We start from the raw sequence: 24,444 nt of genomic DNA on the forward strand, positions 1-24,444 counted from the left end.
GTGGGACGACCCGTACGGACCACCCGGACGGCTCGATCAGGCCGGCTCGGACCAGGCGGTCTGAATGAGCTGCTGACCGTCGCGCCGCCGCACGAGTGTGCCCCGACCAGGTGGCTGCGGGCTCGGACGCAACGTGCCGAACACCGCGCCCTCCTCCCGGTTGCCGGACATCAGCAGGCCGGGCGAGTCCAGCTCACGCAGGCGTTGCAGCACCGGCTCGTAGAGCGCCCGCGCCACCCCGCCGACCCGGCGGGTGATGATCAGGTGCAGGCCGATGTCCCGGGCCTGCGGCAGCAGCTCGTGCAGGGCGCTCAGCGGGTTGCTGCCGCCGGAGGCGACCAGGTCGTAGTCGTCGACCAGGATGTACAGGTCCGGACCCTTCCACCAGCTGCGGTCCCGCAGCTGGGCGGTGGTCACGTCCGGGCCCGGAAGACGGTTGGACAGCGCGCTGCGGATCGAGGCGAGCCCCTGCGCGAACGCCTGGTTGGACGGCGCGTAGTCGAGCAGGTGATCGCCCTCGACCGCGCCCAACAGGCCACGCCGGTAGTCGGCGATCACCAGGCGGGCCTGGGCGGGGGTGTACCGCTCGGTGATGCCCCGGGCGATGAGCCGCAGCAGGTTGGTCTTGCCGCACTCGGCGTCGCCGAAGACGGTCAGGTGCGGCTCGTTCGCCAGGTCCAGGTAGACCGGCGCGAGCGCCGATTCGTTGACCCCGATCGGCAGGCCGGGCGCCGACCGGTCGATGATGCGCGCCAGCTCGGGCACCGGCAGCCGGCGCGGCAGCAGCCGTACCTTCGGCGCGGGACGTCCCGGCCAGTTCGCCGCCACATGCCCGGCGAGCGCGACCGACGCCTCGCTCAGGTCCTCGATGTCGCGCCGACCGTCGATCCGCGAGATGGCCGTCAGGAAGTGCAACTTGTCCCGGGTCAGGCCGCGACCGGGCGACTTCTCCGGCACGTTCATCGCCGAGCGCCGGTCGATCTCGGACTCGGCGGCGTCGCCCAGACGCAGCTCCAGCTTGGTGCCGAGCAGGTCCCGCATGTTGATCCGGATCTCCGCCCACCGCACCGCCGTGAGCACGACGTGCACCCCGAAGCCGAGGCCCCGGTTGGCGAGCGTCGTGATCGTCTGCTCCAGCTCCTCGTAGTCCTGGCGCAGCGTGTTCCAACCGTCCACCACCAGGAACACGTCGCCGAACGGGTCGTCGGCGAACTCGCCGGCCGCCCGCCGACGTCGGTAGCTCGCCACCGAGTCGATGCCGTGCTGGGCGAAGCGTGTCTCCCGGTCGTCCAGCACCGCGACCACCTCGGCCACCGTGCGGCGCACCGCCTCGACGTCCCGTCGCCCGGCCACCCCGGCCATGTGCGGCAGCCGTTCCAGGCTGCGCAGCGCGCCACCGCCGAAGTCCAGACAGAAGAACTGCACCTCGCGGGACGTGTGGGTGAGCGCCAACGAGGCCAGGAGCGACCGCAGCATGGTGCTCTTGCCGCTGAGCGAACCGCCGACGATGACCACGTTGCCGCCCGCGCCGGCCAGCTCGACCATCATCGGATCGCGGCGCTGCTCGTACGGGCGGTCCACCACGCCGACCGGCACCGTCAGCCGTCCCCGGCCCGGCCAGGACGCCGTACACAACCCGTAGGTCGGGTCGACGGCCAGCGGGCCGAGCAGCTCGCCCAGGCCCGGTGGGTCGGCCAGCGGCGGCAGCCACACCTGGTGCGCCGGTCGGCCCCGCCCATTGAGCTGCTCGATCAGCACGTCCAGCATCGCCACGGCCTTGCCGTCGGTCGGCTGCTCCGGCTCCGGCGCGGTGTCCACCGACACCTGCGGAACCTGCGCGGGGATGAAGTTGACCCCGTACGGCACGATCCGACGCTGCACCAGGGCCTGCGACGCGGAGGCCTGCTGGCCGGGTGCCCGGTACGGCCCCGAGACGTACGCGGCCCGGAACCGCAGCATGGTGTTGGTGTCCGTCTTCAGGTAACCGTGCCCCGGCGCGCTCGGCAGCTCGTACGCGTCGGGTACGCCGAGCACGATCCGGCTCTCCACGGCCGAGAAGGTCCGCAACCCGATCCGGTACGACAGGTGGGTGTCCAGACCCCGCAGCTTGCCCTCCTCCAGCCGCTGCGAGGCCAGCAACAGGTGCACACCCAACGACCGACCCAACCGGCCGATCATCACGAACAGGTCGATGAAGTCCGGCTTCGCGGCCAACAACTCGCTGAACTCGTCGCAGATGATCAACAGGCTCGGCATGGGCGCCAACGGCTCCCCAGCCGCACGCGCCTTCTCGTACTCGAACCGCGAGACATAGTTGCCCGCCGCCCGCAGCAACTCCTGCCGACGCACCATCTCACCGGCGAGCGCGTCGCGCATCCGGTCGACCAACGGCAACTCGTCCGCCAGGTTCGTGATCACCGCGCTGGTGTGCGGCAACGCCTCCAACGAGGCGAACGTCGCGCCACCCTTGAAGTCCACCAGGACGAAGTTCAGCTCCTCCGACGAATGGGTCACCGCGAGCGCGGCCACCACCGTACGGAGCAGTTCGCTCTTGCCTGAACCGGTCGCGCCGATCACCAGGCCGTGCGGGCCCATGCCCTCGTGCGCGGACTCCTTGAAGTCCAGCTCGACCACGTTGCCGTCCGGGCCGACACCCAGCGGGATGCGCAGCCGGTCGCGGTGTCCGCGCGGCCGCCACGTCTGGTGCACGTCCACCGCCGCGGCGTCGCCGACACCGAGCAGGTCCGGGAGCTCCATGCTGCGGGCCAGCGGCTCGTCGTTGCTGGTCTGCTGCTGCGACAGCCGGTACGGCGCGATCTGCCGGGCCAGCCCTTCGGCCGCCTCGACGCAGAGCCGGTCGGGGCGGCCGAGGCGCGAGGTCGAATTGCCCCGGATCAGGTCGAGCGCGTTGCCGTCGCCCGCGTCCAGGCAGAGCAACCAGCGGCCGGCGTCGCGCGGCACCGTCCCGGACAGGTCGACCAGGGTGACGCCGAGCAGACCCTGACCCACCAGTTGGCAGGTCGGGGAGATCTCGCCACCGTCGACCACCACGACGAGGTGCGGCGCGGTGGTCAGCGGCTTCGCCTCGGCCGCGAAGCGGGGTCGCCCGGCCAGCTCGGCGGCGAGGGACGCCTCGGCCTCGGCCAGGCTGGCGAAGACCAGACGACGCGCTCCGGCGGCGTCCGTCCGACCACTGTGGTGAGCGTGCGGCAACCACTTCACCCATTCCCAGACCGGCTGCCGGTCGGGCGCGGCGACCACGGCGATCACCAGGTCGTCGGGGGCGTGGAAGGTCACGAGCTGGCCCAGCGCCGCCCGCGTCAGATCGAGCACCGGGTCCCGGTCACCGCGCAGCACCACCCGGCTGAACGCGCGGACCGACAGTGCGGTCGGCAGTTCGGGCACCGTGGTGTGCGCGCGGACGAACCGGCGCAGCGCGATCGCGCTCATCGGCTCCAGGTCCTCGACCGGCTTGGTCTCCGGCGGGACGATCTCCACGGCGAGCCGCTGCGGGCCCAACGCGATCCGCGTCTCGCCGAAGTCCGGCTCGGTGATCCGACGCTCCCAGAGCCGACGGGACGCCGCGATCGACCAGAGCGCGTCGGGCTCGGGGTGCCGCCAGTCCATCGCGTCCCGCTGCTGGGCAGCCGCACGACGGGTGCGCTTGCGCATCTGCGCCAGGTAACGCATGTAGTCGCGGCGGTCGGCGTTCAGCTCGGCCTTGTCGTTGCCGCCGTTGCTGAGCGAGCCGATGGCCATGCCGAGCATCGACACACCGAACAGGCCACCGGCGACGTACGTCATCATGCCGCCGCCTCGGCCGGCGTAGAGGAACGCCATCGCGCCGACACCGCAGACCATCGGCAGGATCATGAGCAGCTGCCCCATCCCGCGCGGTGTCTGCTCGGGCAGCTCGGGCGGGGACTCCAGCACCACCTCGCCACGCGGCAACGCCGGCCCCGGTTGACGCGGAGGTCGGCGGAACACCACCGTGCTCACGGCTGTCTCCTCCCCAGAAGCGGCCCTGCCGTCGTGCCGACGCGACGTGAAGCTCGCGGGTGGGCACTGTACGTGCCCGTCATCGTAGGTAATCTCCCGTGGGCGCGGTGCACCCGCACCGATGCGCCGCGGCCCGCTGATCATAGATGGACACCAGGAGGCCACTGTGGCTACGAAGTCGGCGACCGGCGGTCTGAGCCGGATCACCATTGTGGCCCCCCGTACCCGGATGGACCTGGCGCTGCCGTCGGACGTACCGATGGCCGACCTGCTGCCCACCCTGCTGCGCTACGCGGGCGAGGACCTGGCCGACGACGGCGTACGGCACGGCGGCTGGGCGCTGTCCCGCCTCGGCGCGGCGCCTCTGGACGGTGGTCGTACCGCCGCGCAGCTCGGTGTCCGCGACGGCGAGGTGCTGTACTTCAACCCGCGCTCCGCCGCCGCCCCGGAGATCGTCTTCGACGACGTGGTGGACGCGGTCGCCACCGCCACCACGCAACGGCCCGGCTCCTGGCAGGTCGACGCGACCCGGTCGTTCGCCGTGCTGTTCGCCGCGGCGGCGTTCGGCGCGGGCGCGGTGGCGGCCCTGTTCACCGGCCCTCCGCACCTGCCCGCAGCGCTGGCCGCCCTGCTGGTCGCGGTGGCGCTGCTGGTCGGCGCGGCGGTGCTCGCCCGGGCCCTGGGCGACAGCCGGACGGGCTCGGTGCTGGCGATGGCCGGGCTGCTCTACGCGGGTACCGGTGGCCTGCTGCTGCTCGCCGGGGACCGGAAGCTGACCGAGTTGGCCAGCCCACACGTCCTGCTCGCGGCGACCGCCGTGGTGGTCGCCGGGGCGGTGGCCGTGCTGGCCGTCGGTGACGACCGGTACCCCCTCTTCTTCGCCGCGATCGGCCTCGGCGCGGGGGCCGGCGTGGGCGCGCTGCTCTGCCTGCTCCTCGGCATCGACGCCGCCGCCGGTGCCGCGGTGGTGGCGGCCGTCGCCTTCGGCCTGGTGCCGGCGCTGCCGATGGTGGCCTACCGGCTGGCCCGCCTGCCGGTGCCGTCGATCCCCACCGGTCCGGACGACCTGAAGACCGACAGCGAGACGGTGGACGGGCGGCGGGTGCTCGAGCGCAGCGACCGCGCCGACGCGTTCCTCACCGCTCTGCTGTGGACGTTGTCGTTGCTGGTCCTCGGCGCGGAGCTGGTGCTGGCCCTGGACGGCAGGCTGGCGGCCGTGCTGCTGTGTCTGGTGCTGGCCCTGCTGTCGCTGCTGCGGGCGCGTCCGCTGCTGGGCCGGGCGCAGCGTGTTCCGGTGCTGCTCGCCGGCACCGTCGGGCTGGGCCTGGCGGCCGCCGCGACCTTCGCGGGCGGCGCGCTGGCGGTCCGGCTCGGCCTGATCCTCGGCGGGCTGCTGCTGGCGGCCGTGGTCAGCCTGATCTACGGCCTGTCCGTCGCCGGCAAGCGGATCTCACCGGTGTGGGGTCGGCTGCTCGACATCGTTGAGATCCTGCTGATCATCGCGTTGGTGCCGCTCGCCGTCTGGGTCTGCGGCATGTACGACTGGATCGTCAACCTGCGTCCCTGACGGGACCGTCAGCGGGGCTGCCGGCGGGCGACGCCGCCGAGCGCCGAGGCGACCGGCGCGCTGGCGTAGACACCCGGCCCGTGCTGGCCGTCCATCGGCCGGGCCGGCATACCGGCCCGGTGCGCCATGTCCCGGACGACCTTGACCAGGGCCTCGACGTGGTTGTCCATGGCCGCGACCCGCAGCAGCGGGGACGCCACACGTCCGTCGGGCGACACCGCCGCCGCCACCGTGTGCGACGGCGCGGACGTGGCGGTGATCGCGTCCACCAGCGGGCCGAGTGGCGCGCCCGGCCGGCCGCGCAGGGTCAGGCAGCGGTGCGTCCAGCCACCGCCACGCAACCCCGACCAGGTTTCCGCCGGCGGCTCCGGCACCAGGTCCAGTCCGGCAGCCGAGACCACCGCGGCGCGCAGCTCGTCGCGGCCCAGCGGCCGGTGGGCCAGCCCGGCCGCCGTCAACGCCTTGCCCAACCGGCCGATCCCGGCGGCCAGCGTGCGGTGGACGCCCGGCAGACCGCCACCCCGGCTCACCGTCTCGACCCGTGCGTCGCGGACCGTGAGCCGCAGCGCCACCCACACGGTGCGGTGTGCGGCCGGTGGCGCGCCCGCAGCCGGGTACCAGACCAGGGTGTGCGCGACCACCTGGGCTCGGGAGACCGGCGCCGAGAACTCCGCGAGCACCCGCAACGCGCGGTCGACGGTCGACGCCTCCACCGAGCCGACCGCGGCGCCGGTGGCCGGCTGCAACGCGACCGCCGCGAACCAACCCTGGTCGTCCTGCCCGATGCCCAGCCGGGTGCCCCGGTCGGTCAGCTCGATCACGCCCAGTTCGGGCGCCAGCGCGGCCAGCCGGGGATCCGCGGCCGCACCGCCGGCCAGAGCCGCGGCAGCCCGTTCACGACGGCGACGCATCCGGCGGCGCAGCAACACGTCCTCGAACCACCAGCGACCACCGCGCCGGGCGAACGCGGACAGCACGACCACAGCCGCCACGACAGCCACCGTCCCGAGCAGCCAGGTCGGACCGGCCGTCGCGGCCCAGACGGCGACGGCACAGACCTCGAGTACGACGAGCTGGCCGACCAGCACCGGACCGATGCGCCCCCGGCCCGGCCGGTCGGCCGCAGGGGTGACCCGCGCCGCCGGAACACCGGACGGGCTGGCGACGGCATCCGCGGGTGGCGCCTGAACCTGGGTCATCGCTGACTGTCCCTCCTGGACGGTACGGCCCCGAGCCGGGGTGGTCCGGCGGTGGCCCCGAGGACCGGCCGTCGGCCCCTTATCGTAGGGAAGCCCGCGACGGCACCCCGAGGACATCGTCGCGGATCCACCCCGCCGGAGGTAAGTCATGCGGACCCGCCGCGATCAGGTGCAGGCGTACCGCTTCGTCACCCGCCGGATCGTCTCCGCGCTGCTGTCGGGTGATCCGGAGACCACCAACCTGCCGATGCGACGGCTCGGCATGGCGGTCATCGGCAGCGTCATCGCCGCCGCGGTGGTCCTGGGCGGCGTGGGCGCGTACGGCCAGTTGACCGGGAACACCGCACCGTTGGACGAGAACACGCTGGTCATCGAGCGGGAGACCGGCGCCACCTACGTGTACGCCCAGGGTCAGCTGCACCCGACGCTCAACTACACCTCGGCGCGGCTAATCCTGAACGAGCCGGACCCCACGGTGCGCACCATGTCGCAGGCATCGCTGCGGGACCGGCCACGCGGCCGTACCGTCGGCATCGTCGGGGCGCCCGACGCGCTGCCGGACCGCAAGTCGTTGACGGGCCTGCCGTGGTCGGTCTGCGACGTGCCCGACCCGGTCGGCCCGCGTCACTCCACCACCCGCGTCGTGATCAATCGGGCGCTGCCGGGCGGCACGCCGCTCGGTGACCGCGCGGTTCTGGTCACCGTGGACGGTCAGCGGCACCTGCTCGCCGCCGACTCCCGACTGGAGGTGCGGGGTGGTGACCAGGCCGTCGCGGCGCTGCGGATGACGGGTACGGCGCCGCTGCCGGTCGGGCAGCAGCTCCTCAACGCCGTACCGGCCGGACCGCCGCTGCGCAAGCCGTCGCTGCCCGGCCTGGGTGAGCGCAGCGGGTTGAGCGTGGCCGGTCGGCCCGCCACCATCGGCCAGGTCTTCCAGGCGGCCGGTCAGTACTACGTCCTGGCGCGCGAGGGTCTCGTCTCGATCAGTGAGATCACCGCGCTGCTGCTCATCAGTGGCGGCGGTCGGATCACCGACATCACGCCCGATCAGGCCGGGCGTCTCCTGACGGAGCAGCGGGTGGACGCGGACGGGATGCCGAGGACGCTGCCGACCCTGTATCCGGCCCGGGCCGGACAGACGCTGCTCTGCGCGACGTACCGGGAGGGCGCCGCCGGTGGCCCGCCGACCACCACGCTGGAGGTCTTCGACCGGGTGCCGGCGGAGCTGGCGGGCACCGAGCCGGGTTCGGTACCGGTACGCCAGGGCGCCCGGGACGCGGTGCGAACGGCCGAGTCGGTGCTGCTGCCCGGCGGCAAGGGCGTACTCGCCCAGGCTGCGCCCGGCGCCGGGACCAGCGGCTCCGGCGCCGCTGGCACGACGGTCTACCTGATCAGCCCCCAGGGTGTCCGGTACCCGCTCGGCTCGCCCGAGGCGCGGTCCGCCCTCGGCTACGAAGGGGTCACCCCGCTGGCGGTGCCCGGCTCGCTGCTCGCGTTGATCCCGACCGGGCCGACCCTGGACCAGGAGTCCGCGCTCGCGCAGTTCGCGCCAGGTGACGCGGGGACGACCACGCCGCCGTCGCAGCCGCCCTCGCCGTCCAGCTCACCGACGCCCGGCGCGAGCACCCCGGCGAGTGACGGCACCGGCGGCTGAGCCCCGAGGTATCGACCGGCGCCGACGACTGAGCTGTTCATACGGGTCGCCCCGGCTCGCGGAGGTGGACTAACCTGGATCCGCTGACGGTTGTCAACCAGAACGACGGGGATGTTGCCATGACCGGGCGTACGGAAGTCGACCTGCTGTCCCTTGAGGACTTCCACCAGCACCTCGCGTTGCGGCTGAGTCAGGCCGAGTCGGTGCTGCGCAAGCTCAACACCGAGATGCAGTGCACTCCGCCGGCCCTCGGCTCGTTCGATGACGCGACCCAGAATTCGCGCCGCTACAGCGAGGTCCACCAGTCGTACGTGGAGCAGGCCGAGCGGCTCCGGCAGGCGGTGCAGGCCGCGCAGCAGGCCACCGGCACCATCCTGGCCAACTACCGCACCGCCGAGGCGCGGATCGCGGCCAACGCCACCGACATCACCGCCGCGCTGACCGGGGTCGACCGGGCGTTGCAGCCGAAGGGGGATGGGCGTGTCTGAGTACACCCAGCGTTACCAGGGTCGGAGCCACCAGGAGCTGTACGACGCGGTGATGGTCGGCAAGCCGGAGCAGATCGAAGGGGTCGCCGCCCAGTGGGCCGCCCTCAAGGGCATCCTGGACGGCCTCGGGCGTGAGTTGCGCGGCGACCTCCAGAAGCTCGGCAACACCTGGACGGGCCCGGCGGGCCGGGAGTTCCAGCGGCGGCTAACCCTGATCGTCGACCACTCCGACGCCCTGGGCGAGGGCATGTCCGGCGTCAAGCAGGGTCTGACCATGATGGCCGGCCAACTGCGCGCCGCGCACAAGAAGGCGGAGAGCCCCGAGGAGACCGACGACAACGACCAGGCCATCTCGGGCGTGCTCAAGGGCTCCGCCTTCGGCCTGCCCGGCGCGGTGGTCGGCGGCATCATGGGCCACCAGCAGGACAAGGAGGAGCAGGAGAAGGCCCACCAGCGGATGGTGAGCCTCGTGGCCGAGCTGGCCGCCGGTTACGACCTCTCCGCCTACGACCGGGTGGTGGACCCGCCTCCGCCGGACGTGGAGTTGCCGCGCACGGTCAACGACGATCGGCCGACGCCACGCAGTGGCCCGTCCAGCACGACGCCGTCGGGCGCTCCGACCGCCACCGGTCTCACCGCGCACCGGGGCGACGCGACCATCGCGACACCCGAGGGCGTGGCTCCTCCGCCGACCGCTGGGGGCGACTCTGTTCCCGGCCACGACGGCGGCGCGTCGATCGTCGCCATCGGGCCGGATGGCTCCGCCGGCGACGCCGCAGGCACCTCCCTCGCCGGCGCGGACCCACTGGTCAGCGGGGCTCTGCTCGCCGGCGGGGCGGCCGGGCTGGCCGGTCTGTCCGGGCCGACCACCATGCCCGCGAGCGCCGGAGGCGCCCCGAGCCTGCTCTTCGGGGCACCGGGCGGCGCGCCGGCCGGCGGGGTGCTGCGCACCTCCGCGCTCGCCGGCTCCGGCAGCACTCCCACCACGTCGGGCCGGCCGACCGGCGGCGCTGCCGGGGCGGAGAACCGTTCGGCCAGCGGCGTGGGGCGGAGCATCGACGGCCGGCGTGGTGAGCCCGGTCGGGCCGCCGCAGCCGGCCGGACGGGCACCGGTCGTCCCGGAGTGCTCGGCGGTCAGGGCCGGGCCGAGGATGACGAGTCCGACGACCGGCTGACCTGGCTGACCGAGGACGAGATGGTGTGGGGCGACGGCGGGGACGCCGCGCCGCCGGTGCTCGGCACCGGGGGCTGAACGCCGGCAACCGCAGACAACCCCACGTGACCCCGTCGGACCCGTTCCGGCGGGGTCACGTGGTTCGGCGGGCCGCCCGACCCCGGATCGGGACCGTCCACAGTGTCGACGGTGGTCCTGGTCACCCCGGTTGTGCCCACCGTCGTGCTGCGTCGCGTCGCGCCGGGCGATAGGTTGGTCGGGTGTCGTCCGTAGCTGTGGTCCGCCCGGCCCGCTGGGCCGTGCTGTGGTCGCTACGGGAGCTGACCCGGCTGGCGGTCACCGCGCTGGTGCTGGCGGTCGGTCTCGGCGGCGCCCTCGCCGCCACCCCGCCCGCGGAGGCGCAACTGCGCCCCACCGCCGTGAGCAGCCGGGTGGACACCGTCCGACCCGAAGCCGCACCGACCACCGAGCGTACGAGCCAGCCGGCCCCTACCGCGCCGGCCGACGCGGACACCGTCGCACCGGCCGGCCCGGTCTTCGTGGGCACGGAGCACGCGCCGGCTGGCATGCCCGGTCGGGGCACCCCGCCCCGACGCGGGCCTCCCGCGCGCTGACCCCGGTCCGCCGGGTCACCCGCCGCTTCGTCTGACCCACCTCCGGGTCGTCGTCCGGGTGCCCGACGCGCAGCAGCACCCGTTCGGGCACGCCAGCTCGGCGACGGCTCTGCGCCCCGGCCCGCCTTCGGAACAGCTCACCCCGACCACTCGGAGCCCGACGCCTCGAAGCGACCGGCCCTTCCCGGTCGGGACCCATCCCTCGACACCGTCATTCGACCGCGAGGTGCTGATCATGCAGACCGTCCTCTCCGCCGTCCTGCCCGACGTACCCCGGGCCGCCGCCATCTGGCTGAGCCTGCTCGGGGTGGTCGTGTTCGCCGTCGCCGCGCTCCTGGTACGACCCGGCCGTCTCCGCCTCGACCCGGCCGCCCGCATCCGCGACGCGGCCATGCCCAGCCATCTCGAACAGGCGCAGGAGCAGCGGGAACAGCGCCGCTACGCGCAGGAGATCGCGGTGGCCGCCGAACGCGCCGCCGCCACCGCCCAGCGCCGACGGGCCGAGTGGGTGGCCGCGCAGGAGACCGTCGAGGCCGCCTGGCAGGCGTTGGAGGCGGCCGAGGCGGGTGTGCGGCGGCTCGGCGCGGCAGCCGCGATGCCGTTGCCGCAGACCGCCCGGACACCCGCCGAGTACGCCGACCGCGAGCGCTACCTGCACCGGGCCGCGCTGGACGCGTACTGGCGGCGGGAACTGTCGGTGGAGCAACTCAGTGACGTCTTCGCCCACCGGGACGGCTGGGATCCGCGGCTGCACCCCGTCGAGCAGGAACTCGTGCTGCAACGGGCCGTCCGCGACAACCTGGCGGCCAAGCACGCCGGCGCCGTGGAGACCGAGCAGGCAACCTGGCGGGCCGCGGAGCTGGCCGTGGCGGCGGCACGCAGTCTCCGTGCGGAGGCCCACGCGGCAACCGGACGGCGCACGGCGGAGTCGGCCTCGGTGCTGCCGCTCAGCGAGGTCCTCCGGCCAGCCGTCGAGCAGACCCGGGAGAACACGGTGGTCGCCCGTGGTCGGGCGGCGGTGCCGGCGTTCTGACCCAGAGCAGCGGCTCGCACGATCCGCGCGGGACGAGCGTTCCGAGCCGGCTCGGCGTCGGTGGGTTAGCGTGACGGCATGTCCCGACAGTCGTGGGTCCTCGTGGTGATCGCCGGCATCCTGGCGCTCGCCACACTGGTCGGCGCGGTGGTGCTGGCGGTGCGTGTGGTGCGTACGAGGCGGCTGCTCACCGGGCTCGGCGCGGGCGGCAAGGTGGCCTTCTACGGAGCGTTGATCTACACGATCTTCCCGGTGGACATCCTCCCGGACCCGATCTACCTGGACGACATGGGCGTCCTGGCCGGCGCGCTGATCTACCTCACGCGGCTCGTCCACAAGCGCCGGGCGGCGGGCCGTAGTCTGCCCGGGCAGCCGGACGGTCCGTCGACCCCGGACCGCACCCGCTCCGTACGATGATCAGGTTTGGCGCACACGACGGAGGACGCACGTGGCCGGTGATCATCGGCTGGACATCCACGACGACCGGGTGGCGGCATTCTGCGCGGAGCGGCACCTCGCGACGCTGACCACCCTGCGCGCCGACGGCACCCCCCACGTGGTACCCGTCGGAGTCACCCTCGATCCGGTGGGCGGGCTGGCCCGCGTGATCACCTCCGGCACGTCCCGCAAGGCTCGGCAGGTGGCCGCCGCCGGGCCGGAGGGCACTCCGGTGGCCGTCTGCCACGTGGACGGCCGTCGCTGGTTGACGATCGAGGGCCGGGCGGTGCTCCGATCGGACCGAGCCTCCGTCGCCGAGGCGGAACGCCGGTACGCCGAGCGTTATCGGACCCCGCGCCCGAATCCGGAGCGGGTGGTCCTCGAGATCACCGTGACGGGACTACTCGGCAGCCTCTGACGCCTGTCACGGCAGATGTCGGGTTAGCGCCTCAATGGTGGGCCGTGAACGTGAGCGTCCCCGCGCACGGAATCCCCCACCGTCGGTGGTCGTTACGCCAGGTCACGACGCCCGCAACGGCAGCCGGCGGCGGAATGCCGCCCGGAGCAAGGCCGTTACGTCCCCGGTAACCACGGCCGAGACCGCCACGGAGGCGGCTACCCCCGAACGGAGACTCGACCATGAACCCGATCGTGCAGAAGAGCGGCCTGTCCGTCGTCGGCCTACTGGTCGCCGGCGGTTGCGCCCTCGGCCCCGCCGTCGCCGCGCAGGCAGCCCCCGCGCCGGCGACCCCATCCTCGTCGAGCCAGACCAGCCGCAGCGCCGAGCGGGTCCTCGACGTCGACTACCAGGCACAGCCGAACTTCTTCTACTGCGGCCCGGCCGCGACCCGCATCGCGCTCTCGGCCCAGGGCAAGGCGCTCTCCCAGGACGACGTGGCCAAGCTGCTCGGCACCACCGAGGCGGGCACCCCGTCCGCCCTCGACACCACCCGCGTGCTCAACCAGCTGACCGGCGGTCACTACCGGACCACCGAGATCCGTGACTCGGTGGCCCGCCCCGACCAGGTCGAGCAGCTGCGCCGGGATGTCCTGGCCGCGATCGACGCCGGTCGCCCGGTGGTGGCCAACATCAAGGGCACGACCGTGGACACCGACGGCAACCCGCACTCGTACGAGGGTGGTCACTACCTGACGCTTGTCGGCTACCGCGACGGTGGAGACCTCATCCGGGTCGCTGACCCGGCCGACCCGGCGCTGGGCGAGTACTGGATGAGCCTGCCGAAGGTCGCCAACTGGATCGCCGAGCGCGGTTACTCCTCCTGACCGATGCTCACCGGGCCGGCCTCTCCCGCGCGGAGGGGCCGGCCCGGTCGTTCCGTCTGCGGTTGGCCAGGTGCGCCCGGCGACGCGCGCGGATAGCCCGTGTCGGCCGGGCGCGGTGCAGCTCACGCCGGGCCGGCGGGGCGATGGCCGACTCGCCGGCACCGGCCGCCCGGCGCACGATCCGGTTGGCGTCGTCGGGTTCACAGCCGGCGGCCCGCAGCAGGTCGCTCGACGCGGTACGCAGGCCGGTGACCATCGCGTCGCCGAACGACCTGACTCCCCTCGCGGCGGCCCGGCCGGCCAACTCGGCGCACTCCTCGACCAGCTTCCGGGTCCGCCACGGGTCGTCGCCGCTCCGACACTCCGCCCGCATCTTCACCACCGCCTGTCCCAGCCGGCCGATCGCGTCCGGCAGCTCCGGCGGGATCGGCTCGTCGTACTGCAGGGCCGTGGTCGACCAGCGGGCGAGGACACGGCTGTCCAGCATCAACCGTTCGAGGTTCTCGGCGCTGCGGGCGTACCTGTGGAACTGCTGGCGGCGGTGCCAACGGACGGGCGCGATCGTCACCACCTCCTCCGCGCCGCTCAGCGCGTCGTTCAGTCGACCGAGATCGCCGTCGGTGCCGCGCAGCGTGTCCAGGACGTGTCTCGTCCGTTCGCTGTCGCGCTGCCGCACCGCCTGCCCCAGCTTGTCGAGTTGTTCAGACAGGATCGTGAAGATCGGCTTGGCTGCCCGGTCCAGCACCCGCATGGGATTGACCGGCAGCAACAGCGCGACCACCACCAGGCCGACGATTCCACCGACGAGCGCGTCGAAGATCCGGGGCAACTCCAGGCCCCGGTCCATCGGGGCGAGCGTGGCGATCAGCACGGCGGTACCACCGGCCTGACCGACCAGCGGGCCACCCTTGCCGGCCACCAGCAGGGCGCTGGCGATGGCCAGGCCGACGACCACCCCCGTCTGCCACGGTCCCGAACCGAGGAAGAAGCGCAGCGTGTCGCCGATGACGATGCCCAGTCCGACGCCGAACAGCAGCTCGAAGGTGCGTCGGGCCCGCTGCCCGATGGCGGTCGCAATCGTGCCGACGGCTGCGGCGGGAGCGAAGACGTGCGACCCCGGGCCGAGAAAGTGCTTGGCGATCAGGGCCGCGAGCGCCGCCGCCAGCCCGGCCTGGGCGGCGATCACCACGGTGACCTCCCACTGCCGGGCACGCACCCGGCTGGCCTCGCCGCCGCGGTGCCGCACCCGTTCGACCGCCCGGCCGCTGCGCTCGGCGGCCTCGTCGAGCCGCGACTGGTCGCGGTCGGCGGCTGGACGGTCGTCGGGCATGGCGGCGGTTACCCCCGGGAAGCGCGGTCAATCGTGCCGTCGCGCCCCGCGCTTCCCAGCGGCACCGGCGGCACCAGCCGTCACCGGGGTGCGTATTCATCGGCGATCGTAGGTTTGCTCGATCGTTGGGGGGTACCAGGGGCCACACACCCACCGATCCGCAACCGGTAAGGGGCCCAGATGAGCAGTCCACAGAGCACCGGGGAGCAGGATGTCGTCGACATCCTCGTCGCCGACCACCGTGCGGTCGAGACCCTCTTCGTCGAGTTGGAGACACGGCAGGGTACGCCCGAGTACCGCCGTCAGCTCGCCGACGTGGTGATCGCCGAGCTGGTCCGGCACGCCGTGGCCGAGGAGGCGTACGTCTATCCGACGGCCCGCAAGGCGCTGCCCGACGGCGACCAGATCGCCGACCACGAGATCACCGAGCACGCCGACGCCGAGCGCACGATGAAGGACCTGGAGTCGGTCGAGGTGTCCGACCCCCGCTTCGACGAGTTGCTGGCCCACCTAACCAGCACCATCCGTCACCACGTGCAGGACGAGGAGAACGACCTCTTCCCCCGGCTGCGCGCCGCCACCGCCCGGGAGGAGATGGTCGAGCTGGCCGGCAAGGTGACGGCGTTCAAGAAGATCGCGCCGACCCGTCCGCACCCGAGCGCACCGGACCACCCACCGGCGAACAAGCTGCTCGCCCCCGGCACGGGGATGATCGACCGGATGCGTGACGCGCTGAGCGACCGACCGACCTCGATGGACGAGCTACGCGAGCAGCAGCGCTGATCGGCGTACGCTCCGCACACGACAGTCCCGGGCCGCCGAACATTCGGCGGCCCGGGACACTCCACTACGTCAGCGGACCTGGTCGCCCTCGCCGGTACGCGCCTGGGCCTGGTCGACGCCCTTGTCGATCTGGTCGCCGTACTTGCCGCCGGTGCGCTTGTCGGCCGCGTCGCCGGCCTTCTCCATACCCTGATCGACCTGCTTGTCGTGCTTGTCGGCGAAGTCCTTGGCCTTGTCCATGAAGTCACCCACGGCGCTCCTCCTCGGGTAGTTCCCTGTCGCGTTCCCTGGTCCCGACAGCGCAAACGCCTTCCGTTCGGGCGTAGCCCGACCAATCGACCCGTGCCGGCGTACGATCCGCGCGGACGGCCGGGTGTCGGCGCACGGCCAGCCGGGTACCGACCTCGCCGAGATCGAGGAGGGCCGACATGACGGCAGACCAACCCGGGGCGGACGTCGCGCCGACAACCGGCGGCACGCAGGAGACCGGTACAACGGCGGCGACGGCCGGGGGCACGGCGGCACCCGGCGGCACGGCGGCCGTCGGTGACGCCGGGGCGCGGCACGCGTGGGCGGGGCTGCCCTGGCTGGTCCGGACCGCGGTGCTCTGGAGCGCCTGCCTGGTGGTGATCGTCGCCGGGCTCTACCTGCTGGGTCGCATCGCCGTCCTGCTGGCCCCGCTCGCCATCGCCCTGGCCGCCACCATCTTCCTCACCGCGCTGTTGGACCCGGTGCTGCTCCGGCTGCGTCGCCTGCGGCTGCCGGCCGCGCTGGCCGCGCTGCTCACCGTCCTGCTGCTGCTCGGCATCCTCGTGGGCGTCGGAGCGCTGGTGTGGAACCTGACCGCCAGCCAGTTCGACCAGCTCAGTCAGCAACTGACCCAGGGGCTCGACCGGAGCCGCGACTTCGTCACGTCCACCCTGCCGGTCAGCGAGGCCCAACTCGACAAGCTGATCGACCAGGCCCGGGAGGGGCTCAGCGGCAGCTCTCCGGACCCGGTGTCCGGCGCCCGGACGGCCAGCGAGGTCGTCGGTTCCGCGCTGCTCGCCCTGGTGCTGCTCTTCTTCCTGCTGAAGGACGGCCGGTCGATGTGGCACTGGACGCTGTCCCGGATGGCCGGCCCGAACCGACCCCTGGTGGCCGAGGCCGGCCGGAACGGCTGGCAGACCCTCGGCGCGTACAGCCGGGGGACCATGATCATCGCGGCCATCGACGCGATCGGCATCGGCCTGGCCCTGGTGGTGCTCCGGGTGCCGCTGGCCCTGCCACTGGCGCTGATCACGTTCCTCGGCGGCTTCGTGCCGATCATCGGGGCGACGGTCGCGGGCGCGGTCGCGGTTCTGGTGGCCCTGGCGGCCAACGGGCCGACGACCGCTCTGCTCACCCTCGCCGCCGTGGTCGCGGTGCAGCAGATCGAGGGCAACCTGCTGGAGCCGCTGGTCATGAAGCGCCAGGTACGCCTGCACCCGGCCGTGATCCTGGTGGCGGTCACCGCCGGCACCCTCATCGCGGGCATCGCCGGCGCCTTCGTCAGCGTTCCGATCACCGCCGTCCTGTGGCGCGTCGTCGACACCGTCCAACGCCGCCGATCCACCTCGCAGGTGCCGGCGGCGGGGTAGAGCCGACACTCACCCGCGGCGGGGCGCGGTTGTCGTCCGGGTCAGCCGGGTGGTGAACCAGGTGCCGGCATGCTCGGCGACCTGGTCGAGCGTGCCGGGCTCCTCGAAGAGGTGGGTGGCGCCCGGCACCACCCACAGCTCGCCCACGTCCCCCAGTTCGGCGAGCGCCCGCTCGTTGAGCGCGAGCACCTCCTCGTCCAGGCCGCCGACCAGCAGCAGGGTGGGAGAGCGCACCTGACCCAGCGCGGCGCCCGCCAGGTCGGGCCGGCCGCCCCGGGAGACCACCGCGCTCACCCGGTCGGCGCGGGACGCCGCTGCCACCAGCGCGGCGGCGGCACCCGTGCTCGCGCCGAAGAGACCGATCGGCGCGTCACCCGCCGGACGTTCGGCCGCCAACCAGTCGACGATCCCGGCCAGCCGGCTGGCCAACATCCCGATGTCGAACCGGAGTTCGGCCGTCCGCGTGTCCACCTCCTCCTCGTCCGGAGTGAGCAGGTCCACCAGGACGCACGCGAGGCCACGGGCGTTCAGCGCCCGGGCCACCGCGACGTTGCGCGGACTGTGTCGGGAGCTACCGCTGCCGTGCGCGAACAGCACCACGCCCACCGGCTGGGCGGGTAGCAGCAGATCGGCGGGGAGTTGGGCGTCCCGAACCGGAATGGTCACCGTGTCGTGCTGCTCGTCCATGCCGCACCTCCGTGCTCGCCTGGGGTCCGGTTACCCCGCCCGGCGCGCCGCACGCGGACGGAGCGCGGCGTTTGCCGGGTGGGCCGCCGGGTACGCGCCGAGCAGACCGCAGACCGTGTAGGCGCAGCCGCGCCCCGACGGATCGCGAGGATCACGATGGCCAAGCAGCAGATTTCCCGGCAGCAGCAGATGACCGAACGCGCCCAGCGTGAACAGGACGCCGCACGCAACCAGGACGTCGGTGACCAGGACTTCGGTGACCAGGCCGCCTCGGCCCGCCTCCCCGACGATCCCAAGGCGGCTGCGCCGCGGGACGCGATCGGACGCCCCTCGACCGGCGAGCCGGTCTGACGTACGCGCGTGCCGGCCGGGGCGGGAACACTCCCGCCCCGGCCGTCACTGCTGCTTGGCCTCGGGGAGCCGGAGCAGGGGCGACCGGCCCGGCGGCTGCTCCGGCGGCGGTCCCGTGGGCTCGGCCGGCGGCACCGGCACCGTCACCGGTTCGTCGCAGGTGACCCGCACCATCTGGTCGTGGTGACGCAGCTCGACGACGTCGTCCGGGCCACCGTGGCGCAGTGAGTACGTCGTCTGGTGCGGCCGGACGTCGACCCGCAGCGCCAGCCCACGCCACTGAAGGGAGAACTCCAGGCGGCTCAGCCGGCTGGAGAGCCGAGGCGCGAACGACAGCTCGCCGTCGTGGTCACGCAGCCCGCCCAACCCGCTGACCAGGGCGAGCCACGCGCCGGCCAGCGAGGCCATGTGCACGCCGTCGCGGGTGTTCTCGTTGAGGTCGTGCAGGTCCATCAGCGCGGCCTCACGCAGATAGATGTGCGCCAGGTCGGGATGGCCGACCTCGGCGGCGAGCACCGACTGGGTGCAGGCCGACAGCGACGAGTCGCGCACCGTCCGACGCTCGTAGTAGAGGAAGTTGCGAACCTTCTGCTCGGGGGTGAACGCGTCCCCCCGCCAGTGCATCGCCAGAACCAGGTCGGCCTGCTTGACGACCTGTTTGCGGTACAGGTCGAAGTACGGATAGTGCAGCAGCAGCGGGTACTTCTCGGCGGGCGTGTGCGCGAAGTCCCACTCCTGCAACCGGGTGAACCCCTCCACCTGCTGGTGAACGTCCAGCTCGTCGTCGTACGGCACGTGCATCGACGTGGCGGCGTCCCGCCAGCTCGCCGCCTCCTCGTCGGTGACGCCGAGGTGGAACGCGTCGTCCCGGTAGCGCATGACGACATCGGCGGCGGTGAGCAGGTTCCGCTGGGCCATCAGGTTGGTGTAGATGTTGTCGTTCTTCACCGCCGTGTACTCGTCCGGACCGGTCACCCCGTCGATGTGGAACCGGCCGTGCCGGTCGTGGTGCCCGATCGAGCGCCACAGCCGGGCGGTCTCCACCAGCAGCTCCAGCCCGATCTCCCGCTCGGTGGCGGTGTCCCCGGTGACCAGCACGTACCGTCGGACCGCGTCGGCGATGTCGGCGGCGATGTGGAACGCCGCCGTACCCGCCGGCCAGTACCCGGACGACTCCGGCCCCTCGATGGTCCGCCAGGGGAAGGCGGCGCCCTTCAAGTTGAGCGTCGCCGCCCGTTCCCGGGCCTGTTCCAGGGTGCTGTGCCGCCACTGCAGGGCGCTGCGCACCGCGCTGGGCTGGGTGTACGTGAGAACCGGCAGGACGAACATCTCGGTGTCCCAGAAGGCGTGCCCGTCGTAGCCGGGGCCGGTCAGCCCCTTCGCCGAGATCGGCCGCTGCTCGGCACGGGCACCGGCCTGGAGCACGTGGAACAGTCCGAAGCGGACGGCCTGCTGGATCTCCGGATCACCCTCGACCAGCACGTCGGCCGCGTCCCAGAACTCGTCCAGGTAGGCGCGCTGCTCGCGGTGCAGCCCGTCCCAACCGTCCAACCGGGCGCCGGCCAGCGCCGCGCCGACCTGGTCGCGCAGTGCGGGCAACGAACGTCGACTCGACCAGCCGTACGTCAGATACTTGACCACCCGCAGCTTCTCGCCGGGCTTGAGCACGCAGCCGATGGTGGTGCGCACCCAGTCCTCGTACCCCTCGGACTCGATGGTGGTGTGGTCCGGACCGTGCACCTCGTGCTCCATGGCGGCGGCGACGCGCAGCCCGGACACCTTCGTGCGGTGGATGAGCTGGCCGCCGTCCGGGGTGGTCAGCTCCTCCTCGGCCAGCAACGGCGATTCCAGCACGGCCGCGACCCGGGGGTCCTTGCTCTGCGCGGGCAGCGACTCGTTGGCCACCAGCTCGGACTGCACGATCAACCGCAGCGGGCCGTCGACGGCCTCCACCTCGTAGCTGATCGCGGCGACCGACCGCTGGGTGAACGACACGAGCCGGGTGCTGCGGACCTTGACCTCGCGGCCGGCCGGGGAGCGCCAGTGCAGCTCCCGGTGCAGCGTGCCGGCCCGCAGGTCGAGGATCCGCTCGTGGGACAGCAGCTCGCCGTAGCGCACGTCGAGCGGTTCGTCGTCGACGAGCAGGCGGATCAGCTTGCCGTTGGTGACGTTGACGATGGTCTGCCCCGACTCGGGGAAACCGTAGCCGGCCTCCGCGTACGGCAGCGGACGTAGCTCGTAGAACGAGTTGAGGTAGGTGCCGGGCAGCCCGTGCGGCTCGCCCTCGTCGAGGTTGCCGCGCAGGCCGACGTGCCCGTTGGAGAGCGCGAAGACCGATTCCGACTGGGCCAGCACGTCCATGTCCAGGCGGGTCTCCCGGATGTGCCAGGGCTCGACGGGATAGGCCCGTTCCCGGATCACGTGCGGTCCCGTTCGCCGCTGCGGTGGGGTGCCGGCGGGGCGGCGTCACCCGCGTCGAGCAGGTCCGCGAGATCCTTGACCACCACGTCCGCGCCGTGCGCGAGCAGTTCGTCGGCCTGTCCCACCCGGTCGACACCGATGACGTACCCGAATCCGCCGGCCCGGCCGGCGGCCACCCCGGAGAGCGCGTCCTCGAAGACGGCGGCCTGCGCCGGATCCACGCCGAGGACCTTGGCGCCGGCCAGGAAGGTGTCGGGGTGGGGCTTGCCGCGCAGCTTCTGCTCCCGGGCCACGAGCCCGTCGACCCGAGCCTCCAGCAGGTCGGCCAGGCCGGCGGCCGCGACCACCTCGCGCCCGTTGGCGCTCGCGGTGACCACCGCCCGGCGCAGCCCGGCGTCGGTCGCCGCCCGCAGATAGCGCACCGAGCCCGGATAGACCTCGACGCCGGCTGTGCGCAGACGGTCCAGCAGGAGGGCGTTCTTGCGGTTGCCGATGCCATTGACCGTGTCGGCCTCCGGCGGATCGTCGGGGCTTCCCTCGGGAAGCACGATTCCCCGGGACGCGAGGAACGACCGGACGCCGTCGGCACGGGGTCGGCCGTCGACGTAGCGGTTGTAGTCGGGGCCGGGGTCGAACGGTTGGAAGGGCTGCCCGGTGGCCGTGGCGCGCTTGCGCAGGAACTCGTCGAACGTCTCGGTCCAGGCGGCGTTGTGCACCCGGGCGGTCTGCGTCAGCACACCGTCCAGATCGAAGAGACAGGCGGTCACATGAGCAGGTAGGCCCAGCACGGTACGAATCTAACCACCCGGCTGGGTGCGCAAACCCGTTTTGAGCCGCCGGCGGGCCGCTCAGTTCGGCCGCAGGGTCCAGATCACCGTCATGGCCGACGTGGGCGTGCCGTCCTCGGTGGCGATCTCCACCTCGATTTCGAACTCGGGCCGCTGACCGGCCTCCAGCTCCGCGACCACCTCCGACGCCGGACGCCTCAGCCGCGCGGTCGCCAGCACCGCCCCCAGGGCCAGCTTGCGGTAGGCGATCTCGGCTCGGACGGCGAGCGGCACGGCCCGGTCGAGCAGCTGCCCGAAGGCGGCCAGCACGACCGCGCCGGAGGCCGTCTCGCCGAGCGTGAACATCGCCCCGGCGTGCGGGCCGCCGACGTGGTTGTGGGTGGCCGGCGTGTCGGGGAGCCGGACGACGGCCCGCACCCCGCCGTCCGCCTCGGGCGCCACCTCGACGAATTCGATGCCGAGCGTGCGGGCGAACGGCACCGATTGCAGGATGCCGGCCGCCACCTGGCGGGAGTCGATGGTCATGACCCGACGCTACTTCTCGGTAACCAGGGCGGCAACCAGGGTTTTCCCCGACTACGACAACCGTCAGAGGTTGGCGATCGTGCGCAGGATCTCGGCGTAGAAGTTGCCGTCGATGCTGCGGAAGAGGGAGAAGTCCTGACCCGGGTCGCCGAAGAACGGACGCAGCGTCCACGCCAACTGGGTGCCCACGAAGCCGAAGAGCAGGATCCAGATGTAGAGCAGCGTCATGCTGGCCGGGCGCTGCGTGGGCTCGCCGCGCCGCACCGGTGGGTTGCCCCAGTGGCGCTGCTGCGCCGGGTAGCCCGGCGGCACCATGCCGGGCGGGAACGCGGTGCCCGGCTGCCCACTCCACTGCGCCGGAACAGCCGCCGGGGCCGGCGCGGTGGTCGTGGCGCTCGCGCCCTCGGGCGCGGCACCGTTCGCCGCCGACGCGACGGCCGCGCCGGCCGGAACCGCGACCGGCTCGGCGGCGCCCGACGTGCCGCCTACCGGCACCGCGACCGGAGCGCCGACCTGGGCCGGAGCGTTGGCCGCCGCCGGGACGCTGACCTGAGCCGGAGCGTTGGCCGCCGCCGTCGCCGGGGCGAGTAGGCCGTGGTCGTTGAGCACCTGCATGCCACCGGTCAGGAAGCGCAGCCCGACCAGCGCCGACAGCGTCAGGATCGCGACGTTGAGCAGCTTGAAGAAGCCGTAGTCGGGTGCGGTGATCAGGAAGAAGAGGCTGATCGGCGCGAACGCCACCGCGAGCATCGAGGTGACGGTGATCGCCACCATCACCAGCGCCAACGACTGACGCACCGAGAGCCGAGCACCGAACACCAGGTTGAACAGGTAGAGCGTGGGCAGGCAGATGGCCAGCGTCACCAGGAACAGCAGTGGCAGCTTCAGCGCGGACGTCAACGCCATCAACGGGCTGTGGAACGCGCCGAGCACCGCGCCGTAACAGGCGAGGGCGATGGCGGAGCTGGCCAGCATCCGCCCGGTCAGGGCGTTCAGGTCGCCCTCGGCCACGATCTGCTGCCAGATGCCCTGGCGGTCGCGCAGGATGCGCTCGATGACGAGCGGACTGGGACGGTCACCCGACACGGGTGCACCCCTCTCGGTCAGGGACAGACTGGACTAGGTGCGCAGACGGTAGGACACCGGACAGGCGCGCCGCCACCCCGCTCCGGCGTGGCGTCACCGCCACCCGACGTCGATACGTGCGCCGCGCTCGTCGAAGAAGTGCAGCGCGTCCATCCGGACGGACACGGCGAGCGGGTGCCCGGCCGTGACGGCCGGGTACGGCGCGAGGCGTACCGCCAGCTCCGCCGGGCGGCGGTGGTGCCGGCCCGGGTCGGGCAGGACGCTCGTCGACCGCGAGGCGCCATTCGTCGGCGCCTCCTCGGACTCCACCGGCTTGCCGGTGAGCCGCTGCATCACCGCGCCGAACCGGCGCAGGCCACGCTGGCCCACCGGCGGCGGGTCCAGCGGCGCGCCCATCTCGTCCACCATGATCGCGGTCGCCCCGATGTCGAGGAACGCCAGCGACTCGTGACCGTGGTGCTCCAGGTAACGGATCCGGCCGCGCAGCACGTCACCGGGGCTGTCCGGGGCGACCGGGGTGAGCGCCTCGGCCCGCATCCCGACCACGATCCGCTCGCCGTGGTAGTGCGCGACCGCCCGGCTGCGAATGTCGTTCCACGGCAGGTAGAGCGACTGCTCGCCGAGGTTGAGCGCGATGTACCGGTCGAGGTGGACGTAGACCGACGCCTCCAGCAGGTTCATCCGGGGGCTACCCAGGAACGCGGCCACGTAGAGCGTCGCCGGACGGCCGTACACCTGGGTGGGCGTGCCCACGTCCTGGAGTACGCCCCGGCGCATGATGGCCACCCGGTCGGCCATGGTCAGCGCCTCGGCCTGGTCGTGGGTCACGTAGACGGTGGTGACGCCCAACTCCCGGGTCAGCCCGGAGATCTCCGCCCGCAGCTCGGCACGCAGCCCGCTGTCCAGGTTCGACAGCGGCTCGTCCATCAGGAAGAGCCCCGGCCGCCGGACGATCGCGCGGCCCATGGCGACACGCTGGCGCTGGCCGCCGGAGAGTTGGCCGGGCTTGCGGCCGAGCACGTCGCTGATGCCGAGCGCGCTCGCCACGTCGGTGACCCGCTCGCCGCGCGGTTCCGGTTCCACCCCGGCCAGACGCAGCGGAAAGGCGATGTTGTCGCCGACGGTCATGTGCGGGTAGAGCGCGAAGTCCTGGAAGACCATGGCGATCTTGCGGTCGCGTGGCGGCAGGTCGTTCGCCAGTTCCCCGTCGAGCAGCACCGCACCCTGCGTCGGGTCCTCCAGACCGGCGATCATGCGCAGCACTGTGGACTTTCCGCAGCCGGACGGGCCCAGCAACACCATGAACTCGCCGTCGTTCACGTCGAGATTTATGCTGTCGACGGCGAGTGTGCCGTCCTTGAAAACCTTTGTCACATCTTTGAGTGCGACGGTGCTCACCGTCAG

22 protein-coding genes are annotated in these 24,444 nt (G+C 72.8%); 12 read left to right on the top strand and 10 right to left on the bottom strand.

The window, feature by feature from the left end; genetic code table 11:
- Window positions 1-36: 36 nt before the first annotated feature.
- On the bottom strand, window positions 37-3,999 hold the full coding sequence (eccCa, locus tag ABZ272_RS08090; protein ID WP_355049152.1) for a type VII secretion protein EccCa: 3,963 nt from the start codon (window positions 3,997-3,999) through the stop codon (window positions 37-39).
- A 166-nt stretch (window positions 4,000-4,165) separates the two neighbouring features.
- On the opposite strand from eccCa, the gene eccD reads away from it, so the two are divergent.
- Window positions 4,166-5,566 (top strand): type VII secretion integral membrane protein EccD, encoded by a 1,401-nt coding sequence (gene eccD / locus ABZ272_RS08095; RefSeq protein ID WP_355049153.1) that lies wholly within the window; start codon window positions 4,166-4,168, stop codon window positions 5,564-5,566.
- Between the two features lie 8 nt (window positions 5,567-5,574).
- Here eccD and ABZ272_RS08100 read toward each other — a convergent pair whose 3' ends face one another.
- On the bottom strand, window positions 5,575-6,765 hold the full coding sequence (locus tag ABZ272_RS08100) for a type VII secretion protein EccE (RefSeq protein ID WP_355049154.1): 1,191 nt from the start codon (window positions 6,763-6,765) through the stop codon (window positions 5,575-5,577).
- A 148-nt stretch (window positions 6,766-6,913) separates the two neighbouring features.
- Between ABZ272_RS08100 and eccB the strand changes: the two genes are divergently transcribed.
- The 8 genes from eccB to ABZ272_RS08140 all read left to right on the top strand — a co-directional run bounded on the left by eccB (window position 6,914) and on the right by ABZ272_RS08140 (window position 13,450).
- The gene (eccB, locus tag ABZ272_RS08105) at window positions 6,914-8,419 is read left to right on the top strand and encodes a type VII secretion protein EccB (protein WP_355049155.1); all 1,506 of its coding nucleotides are present in this window, start codon (window positions 6,914-6,916) and stop codon (window positions 8,417-8,419) included.
- Window positions 8,420-8,538: 119 nt separating this feature from the next.
- On the top strand, window positions 8,539-8,907 hold the full coding sequence (locus tag ABZ272_RS08110) for a hypothetical protein (RefSeq protein ID WP_355049156.1): 369 nt from the start codon (window positions 8,539-8,541) through the stop codon (window positions 8,905-8,907).
- Window positions 8,900-10,159: a hypothetical protein gene (locus ABZ272_RS08115; RefSeq protein WP_355049157.1), complete on the top strand. Its 1,260-nt coding sequence runs from the start codon at window positions 8,900-8,902 to the stop codon at window positions 10,157-10,159. The genes ABZ272_RS08110 and ABZ272_RS08115 overlap by 8 nt, the downstream gene beginning before the upstream one ends.
- A 182-nt stretch (window positions 10,160-10,341) precedes the next feature.
- Window positions 10,342-10,695 (top strand): hypothetical protein, encoded by a 354-nt coding sequence (locus tag ABZ272_RS08120; RefSeq protein WP_355049158.1) that lies wholly within the window; start codon window positions 10,342-10,344, stop codon window positions 10,693-10,695.
- Between the two features lie 235 nt (window positions 10,696-10,930).
- Entirely contained in the window at window positions 10,931-11,728 is a 798-nt protein-coding gene (locus tag ABZ272_RS08125) for a hypothetical protein (RefSeq protein ID WP_355049159.1), read from the top strand.
- A 78-nt stretch (window positions 11,729-11,806) separates the two neighbouring features.
- Entirely contained in the window at window positions 11,807-12,145 is a 339-nt protein-coding gene (locus ABZ272_RS08130) for a YkvA family protein (RefSeq protein ID WP_355049160.1), read from the top strand.
- Window positions 12,146-12,176: 31 nt separating this feature from the next.
- Entirely contained in the window at window positions 12,177-12,584 is a 408-nt protein-coding gene (locus ABZ272_RS08135; protein WP_355049161.1) for a TIGR03618 family F420-dependent PPOX class oxidoreductase, read from the top strand.
- 221 nt (window positions 12,585-12,805) lie between these two features.
- Complete coding sequence (locus ABZ272_RS08140; protein WP_355049162.1) at window positions 12,806-13,450, top strand: C39 family peptidase; 645 nt, start codon at window positions 12,806-12,808, stop codon at window positions 13,448-13,450.
- Between the two features lie 7 nt (window positions 13,451-13,457).
- Here ABZ272_RS08140 and ABZ272_RS08145 read toward each other — a convergent pair whose 3' ends face one another.
- A complete protein-coding gene (locus tag ABZ272_RS08145) occupies window positions 13,458-14,780 on the bottom strand; it encodes an FUSC family protein (protein WP_355049163.1) in 1,323 nt (440 codons plus the stop codon).
- Between the two features lie 180 nt (window positions 14,781-14,960).
- Here ABZ272_RS08145 and ABZ272_RS08150 point away from each other — a divergent pair, with 180 nt between their 5' ends.
- Entirely contained in the window at window positions 14,961-15,563 is a 603-nt protein-coding gene (locus ABZ272_RS08150) for a hemerythrin domain-containing protein (RefSeq protein ID WP_355049164.1), read from the top strand.
- Window positions 15,564-15,632: 69 nt separating this feature from the next.
- Here the strand turns inward: ABZ272_RS08150 and ABZ272_RS08155 are convergent, their stop codons facing one another.
- A complete protein-coding gene (locus ABZ272_RS08155; protein ID WP_355049165.1) occupies window positions 15,633-15,815 on the bottom strand; it encodes an antitoxin in 183 nt (60 codons plus the stop codon).
- A gap of 176 nt (window positions 15,816-15,991) precedes the next feature.
- Here ABZ272_RS08155 and ABZ272_RS08160 point away from each other — a divergent pair, with 176 nt between their 5' ends.
- Window positions 15,992-17,182, top strand: coding sequence for an AI-2E family transporter (locus ABZ272_RS08160; protein WP_355049166.1), 1,191 nt, complete (start codon window positions 15,992-15,994; stop codon window positions 17,180-17,182).
- A gap of 9 nt (window positions 17,183-17,191) precedes the next feature.
- Here the strand turns inward: ABZ272_RS08160 and ABZ272_RS08165 are convergent, their stop codons facing one another.
- On the bottom strand, window positions 17,192-17,869 hold the full coding sequence (locus tag ABZ272_RS08165; protein WP_355049167.1) for an alpha/beta fold hydrolase: 678 nt from the start codon (window positions 17,867-17,869) through the stop codon (window positions 17,192-17,194).
- 156 nt (window positions 17,870-18,025) lie between these two features.
- On the opposite strand from ABZ272_RS08165, the gene ABZ272_RS08170 reads away from it, so the two are divergent.
- Window positions 18,026-18,220, top strand: a complete 195-nt coding sequence (locus tag ABZ272_RS08170; RefSeq protein ID WP_355049168.1) for a hypothetical protein — start codon at window positions 18,026-18,028, stop codon at window positions 18,218-18,220.
- Window positions 18,221-18,265: 45 nt separating this feature from the next.
- Here ABZ272_RS08170 and ABZ272_RS08175 read toward each other — a convergent pair whose 3' ends face one another.
- The 5 genes from ABZ272_RS08175 to ABZ272_RS08195 form a co-directional block, all read right to left on the bottom strand.
- The gene (locus tag ABZ272_RS08175) at window positions 18,266-20,641 is read right to left on the bottom strand and encodes a glycoside hydrolase family 65 protein (RefSeq protein WP_355049169.1); all 2,376 of its coding nucleotides are present in this window, start codon (window positions 20,639-20,641) and stop codon (window positions 18,266-18,268) included.
- Complete coding sequence (locus ABZ272_RS08180) at window positions 20,638-21,429, bottom strand: beta-phosphoglucomutase family hydrolase (RefSeq protein WP_355049170.1); 792 nt, start codon at window positions 21,427-21,429, stop codon at window positions 20,638-20,640. The genes ABZ272_RS08175 and ABZ272_RS08180 overlap by 4 nt, the downstream gene beginning before the upstream one ends.
- A gap of 60 nt (window positions 21,430-21,489) precedes the next feature.
- Window positions 21,490-21,954, bottom strand: coding sequence for a DUF4442 domain-containing protein (locus ABZ272_RS08185; protein WP_355049171.1), 465 nt, complete (start codon window positions 21,952-21,954; stop codon window positions 21,490-21,492).
- Window positions 21,955-22,017: 63 nt separating this feature from the next.
- Entirely contained in the window at window positions 22,018-23,040 is a 1,023-nt protein-coding gene (locus ABZ272_RS08190; RefSeq protein WP_355049172.1) for a hypothetical protein, read from the bottom strand.
- Window positions 23,041-23,133: 93 nt separating this feature from the next.
- On the bottom strand, window positions 23,134-24,438 hold the full coding sequence (locus ABZ272_RS08195; RefSeq protein ID WP_355049173.1) for an ABC transporter ATP-binding protein: 1,305 nt from the start codon (window positions 24,436-24,438) through the stop codon (window positions 23,134-23,136).
- Window positions 24,439-24,444 lie beyond the last annotated feature (6 nt).

The sequence above is a fragment of the Micromonospora sp. NPDC005979 genome, assembly GCF_040614415.1.
Taxonomy (GTDB): Bacteria; Actinomycetota; Actinomycetes; order Mycobacteriales; family Micromonosporaceae; genus Micromonospora.

Bases quoted from the DNA above. Each gene is read 5' to 3' on its own strand.
- ABZ272_RS08100 (WP_355049154.1), bottom strand. From the start codon at position 6,765: ATGACCCAGGTTCAGGCGCCACCCGCGGATGCCGTCGCCAGCCCGTCC.
- eccB (WP_355049155.1), top strand. From the start codon at position 6,914: ATGCGGACCCGCCGCGATCAGGTGCAGGCGTACCGCTTCGTCACCCGC.
- ABZ272_RS08110 (WP_355049156.1), top strand. From the start codon at position 8,539: ATGACCGGGCGTACGGAAGTCGACCTGCTGTCCCTTGAGGACTTCCAC.
- ABZ272_RS08125 (WP_355049159.1), top strand. From the start codon at position 10,931: ATGCAGACCGTCCTCTCCGCCGTCCTGCCCGACGTACCCCGGGCCGCC.
- ABZ272_RS08130 (WP_355049160.1), top strand. From the start codon at position 11,807: ATGTCCCGACAGTCGTGGGTCCTCGTGGTGATCGCCGGCATCCTGGCG.
- ABZ272_RS08140 (WP_355049162.1), top strand. From the start codon at position 12,806: ATGAACCCGATCGTGCAGAAGAGCGGCCTGTCCGTCGTCGGCCTACTG.
- ABZ272_RS08145 (WP_355049163.1), bottom strand. From the start codon at position 14,780: ATGCCCGACGACCGTCCAGCCGCCGACCGCGACCAGTCGCGGCTCGAC.
- ABZ272_RS08150 (WP_355049164.1), top strand. From the start codon at position 14,961: ATGAGCAGTCCACAGAGCACCGGGGAGCAGGATGTCGTCGACATCCTC.
- ABZ272_RS08160 (WP_355049166.1), top strand. From the start codon at position 15,992: ATGACGGCAGACCAACCCGGGGCGGACGTCGCGCCGACAACCGGCGGC.
- ABZ272_RS08165 (WP_355049167.1), bottom strand. From the start codon at position 17,869: ATGGACGAGCAGCACGACACGGTGACCATTCCGGTTCGGGACGCCCAA.
- ABZ272_RS08170 (WP_355049168.1), top strand. From the start codon at position 18,026: ATGGCCAAGCAGCAGATTTCCCGGCAGCAGCAGATGACCGAACGCGCC.
- ABZ272_RS08185 (WP_355049171.1), bottom strand. From the start codon at position 21,954: ATGACCATCGACTCCCGCCAGGTGGCGGCCGGCATCCTGCAATCGGTG.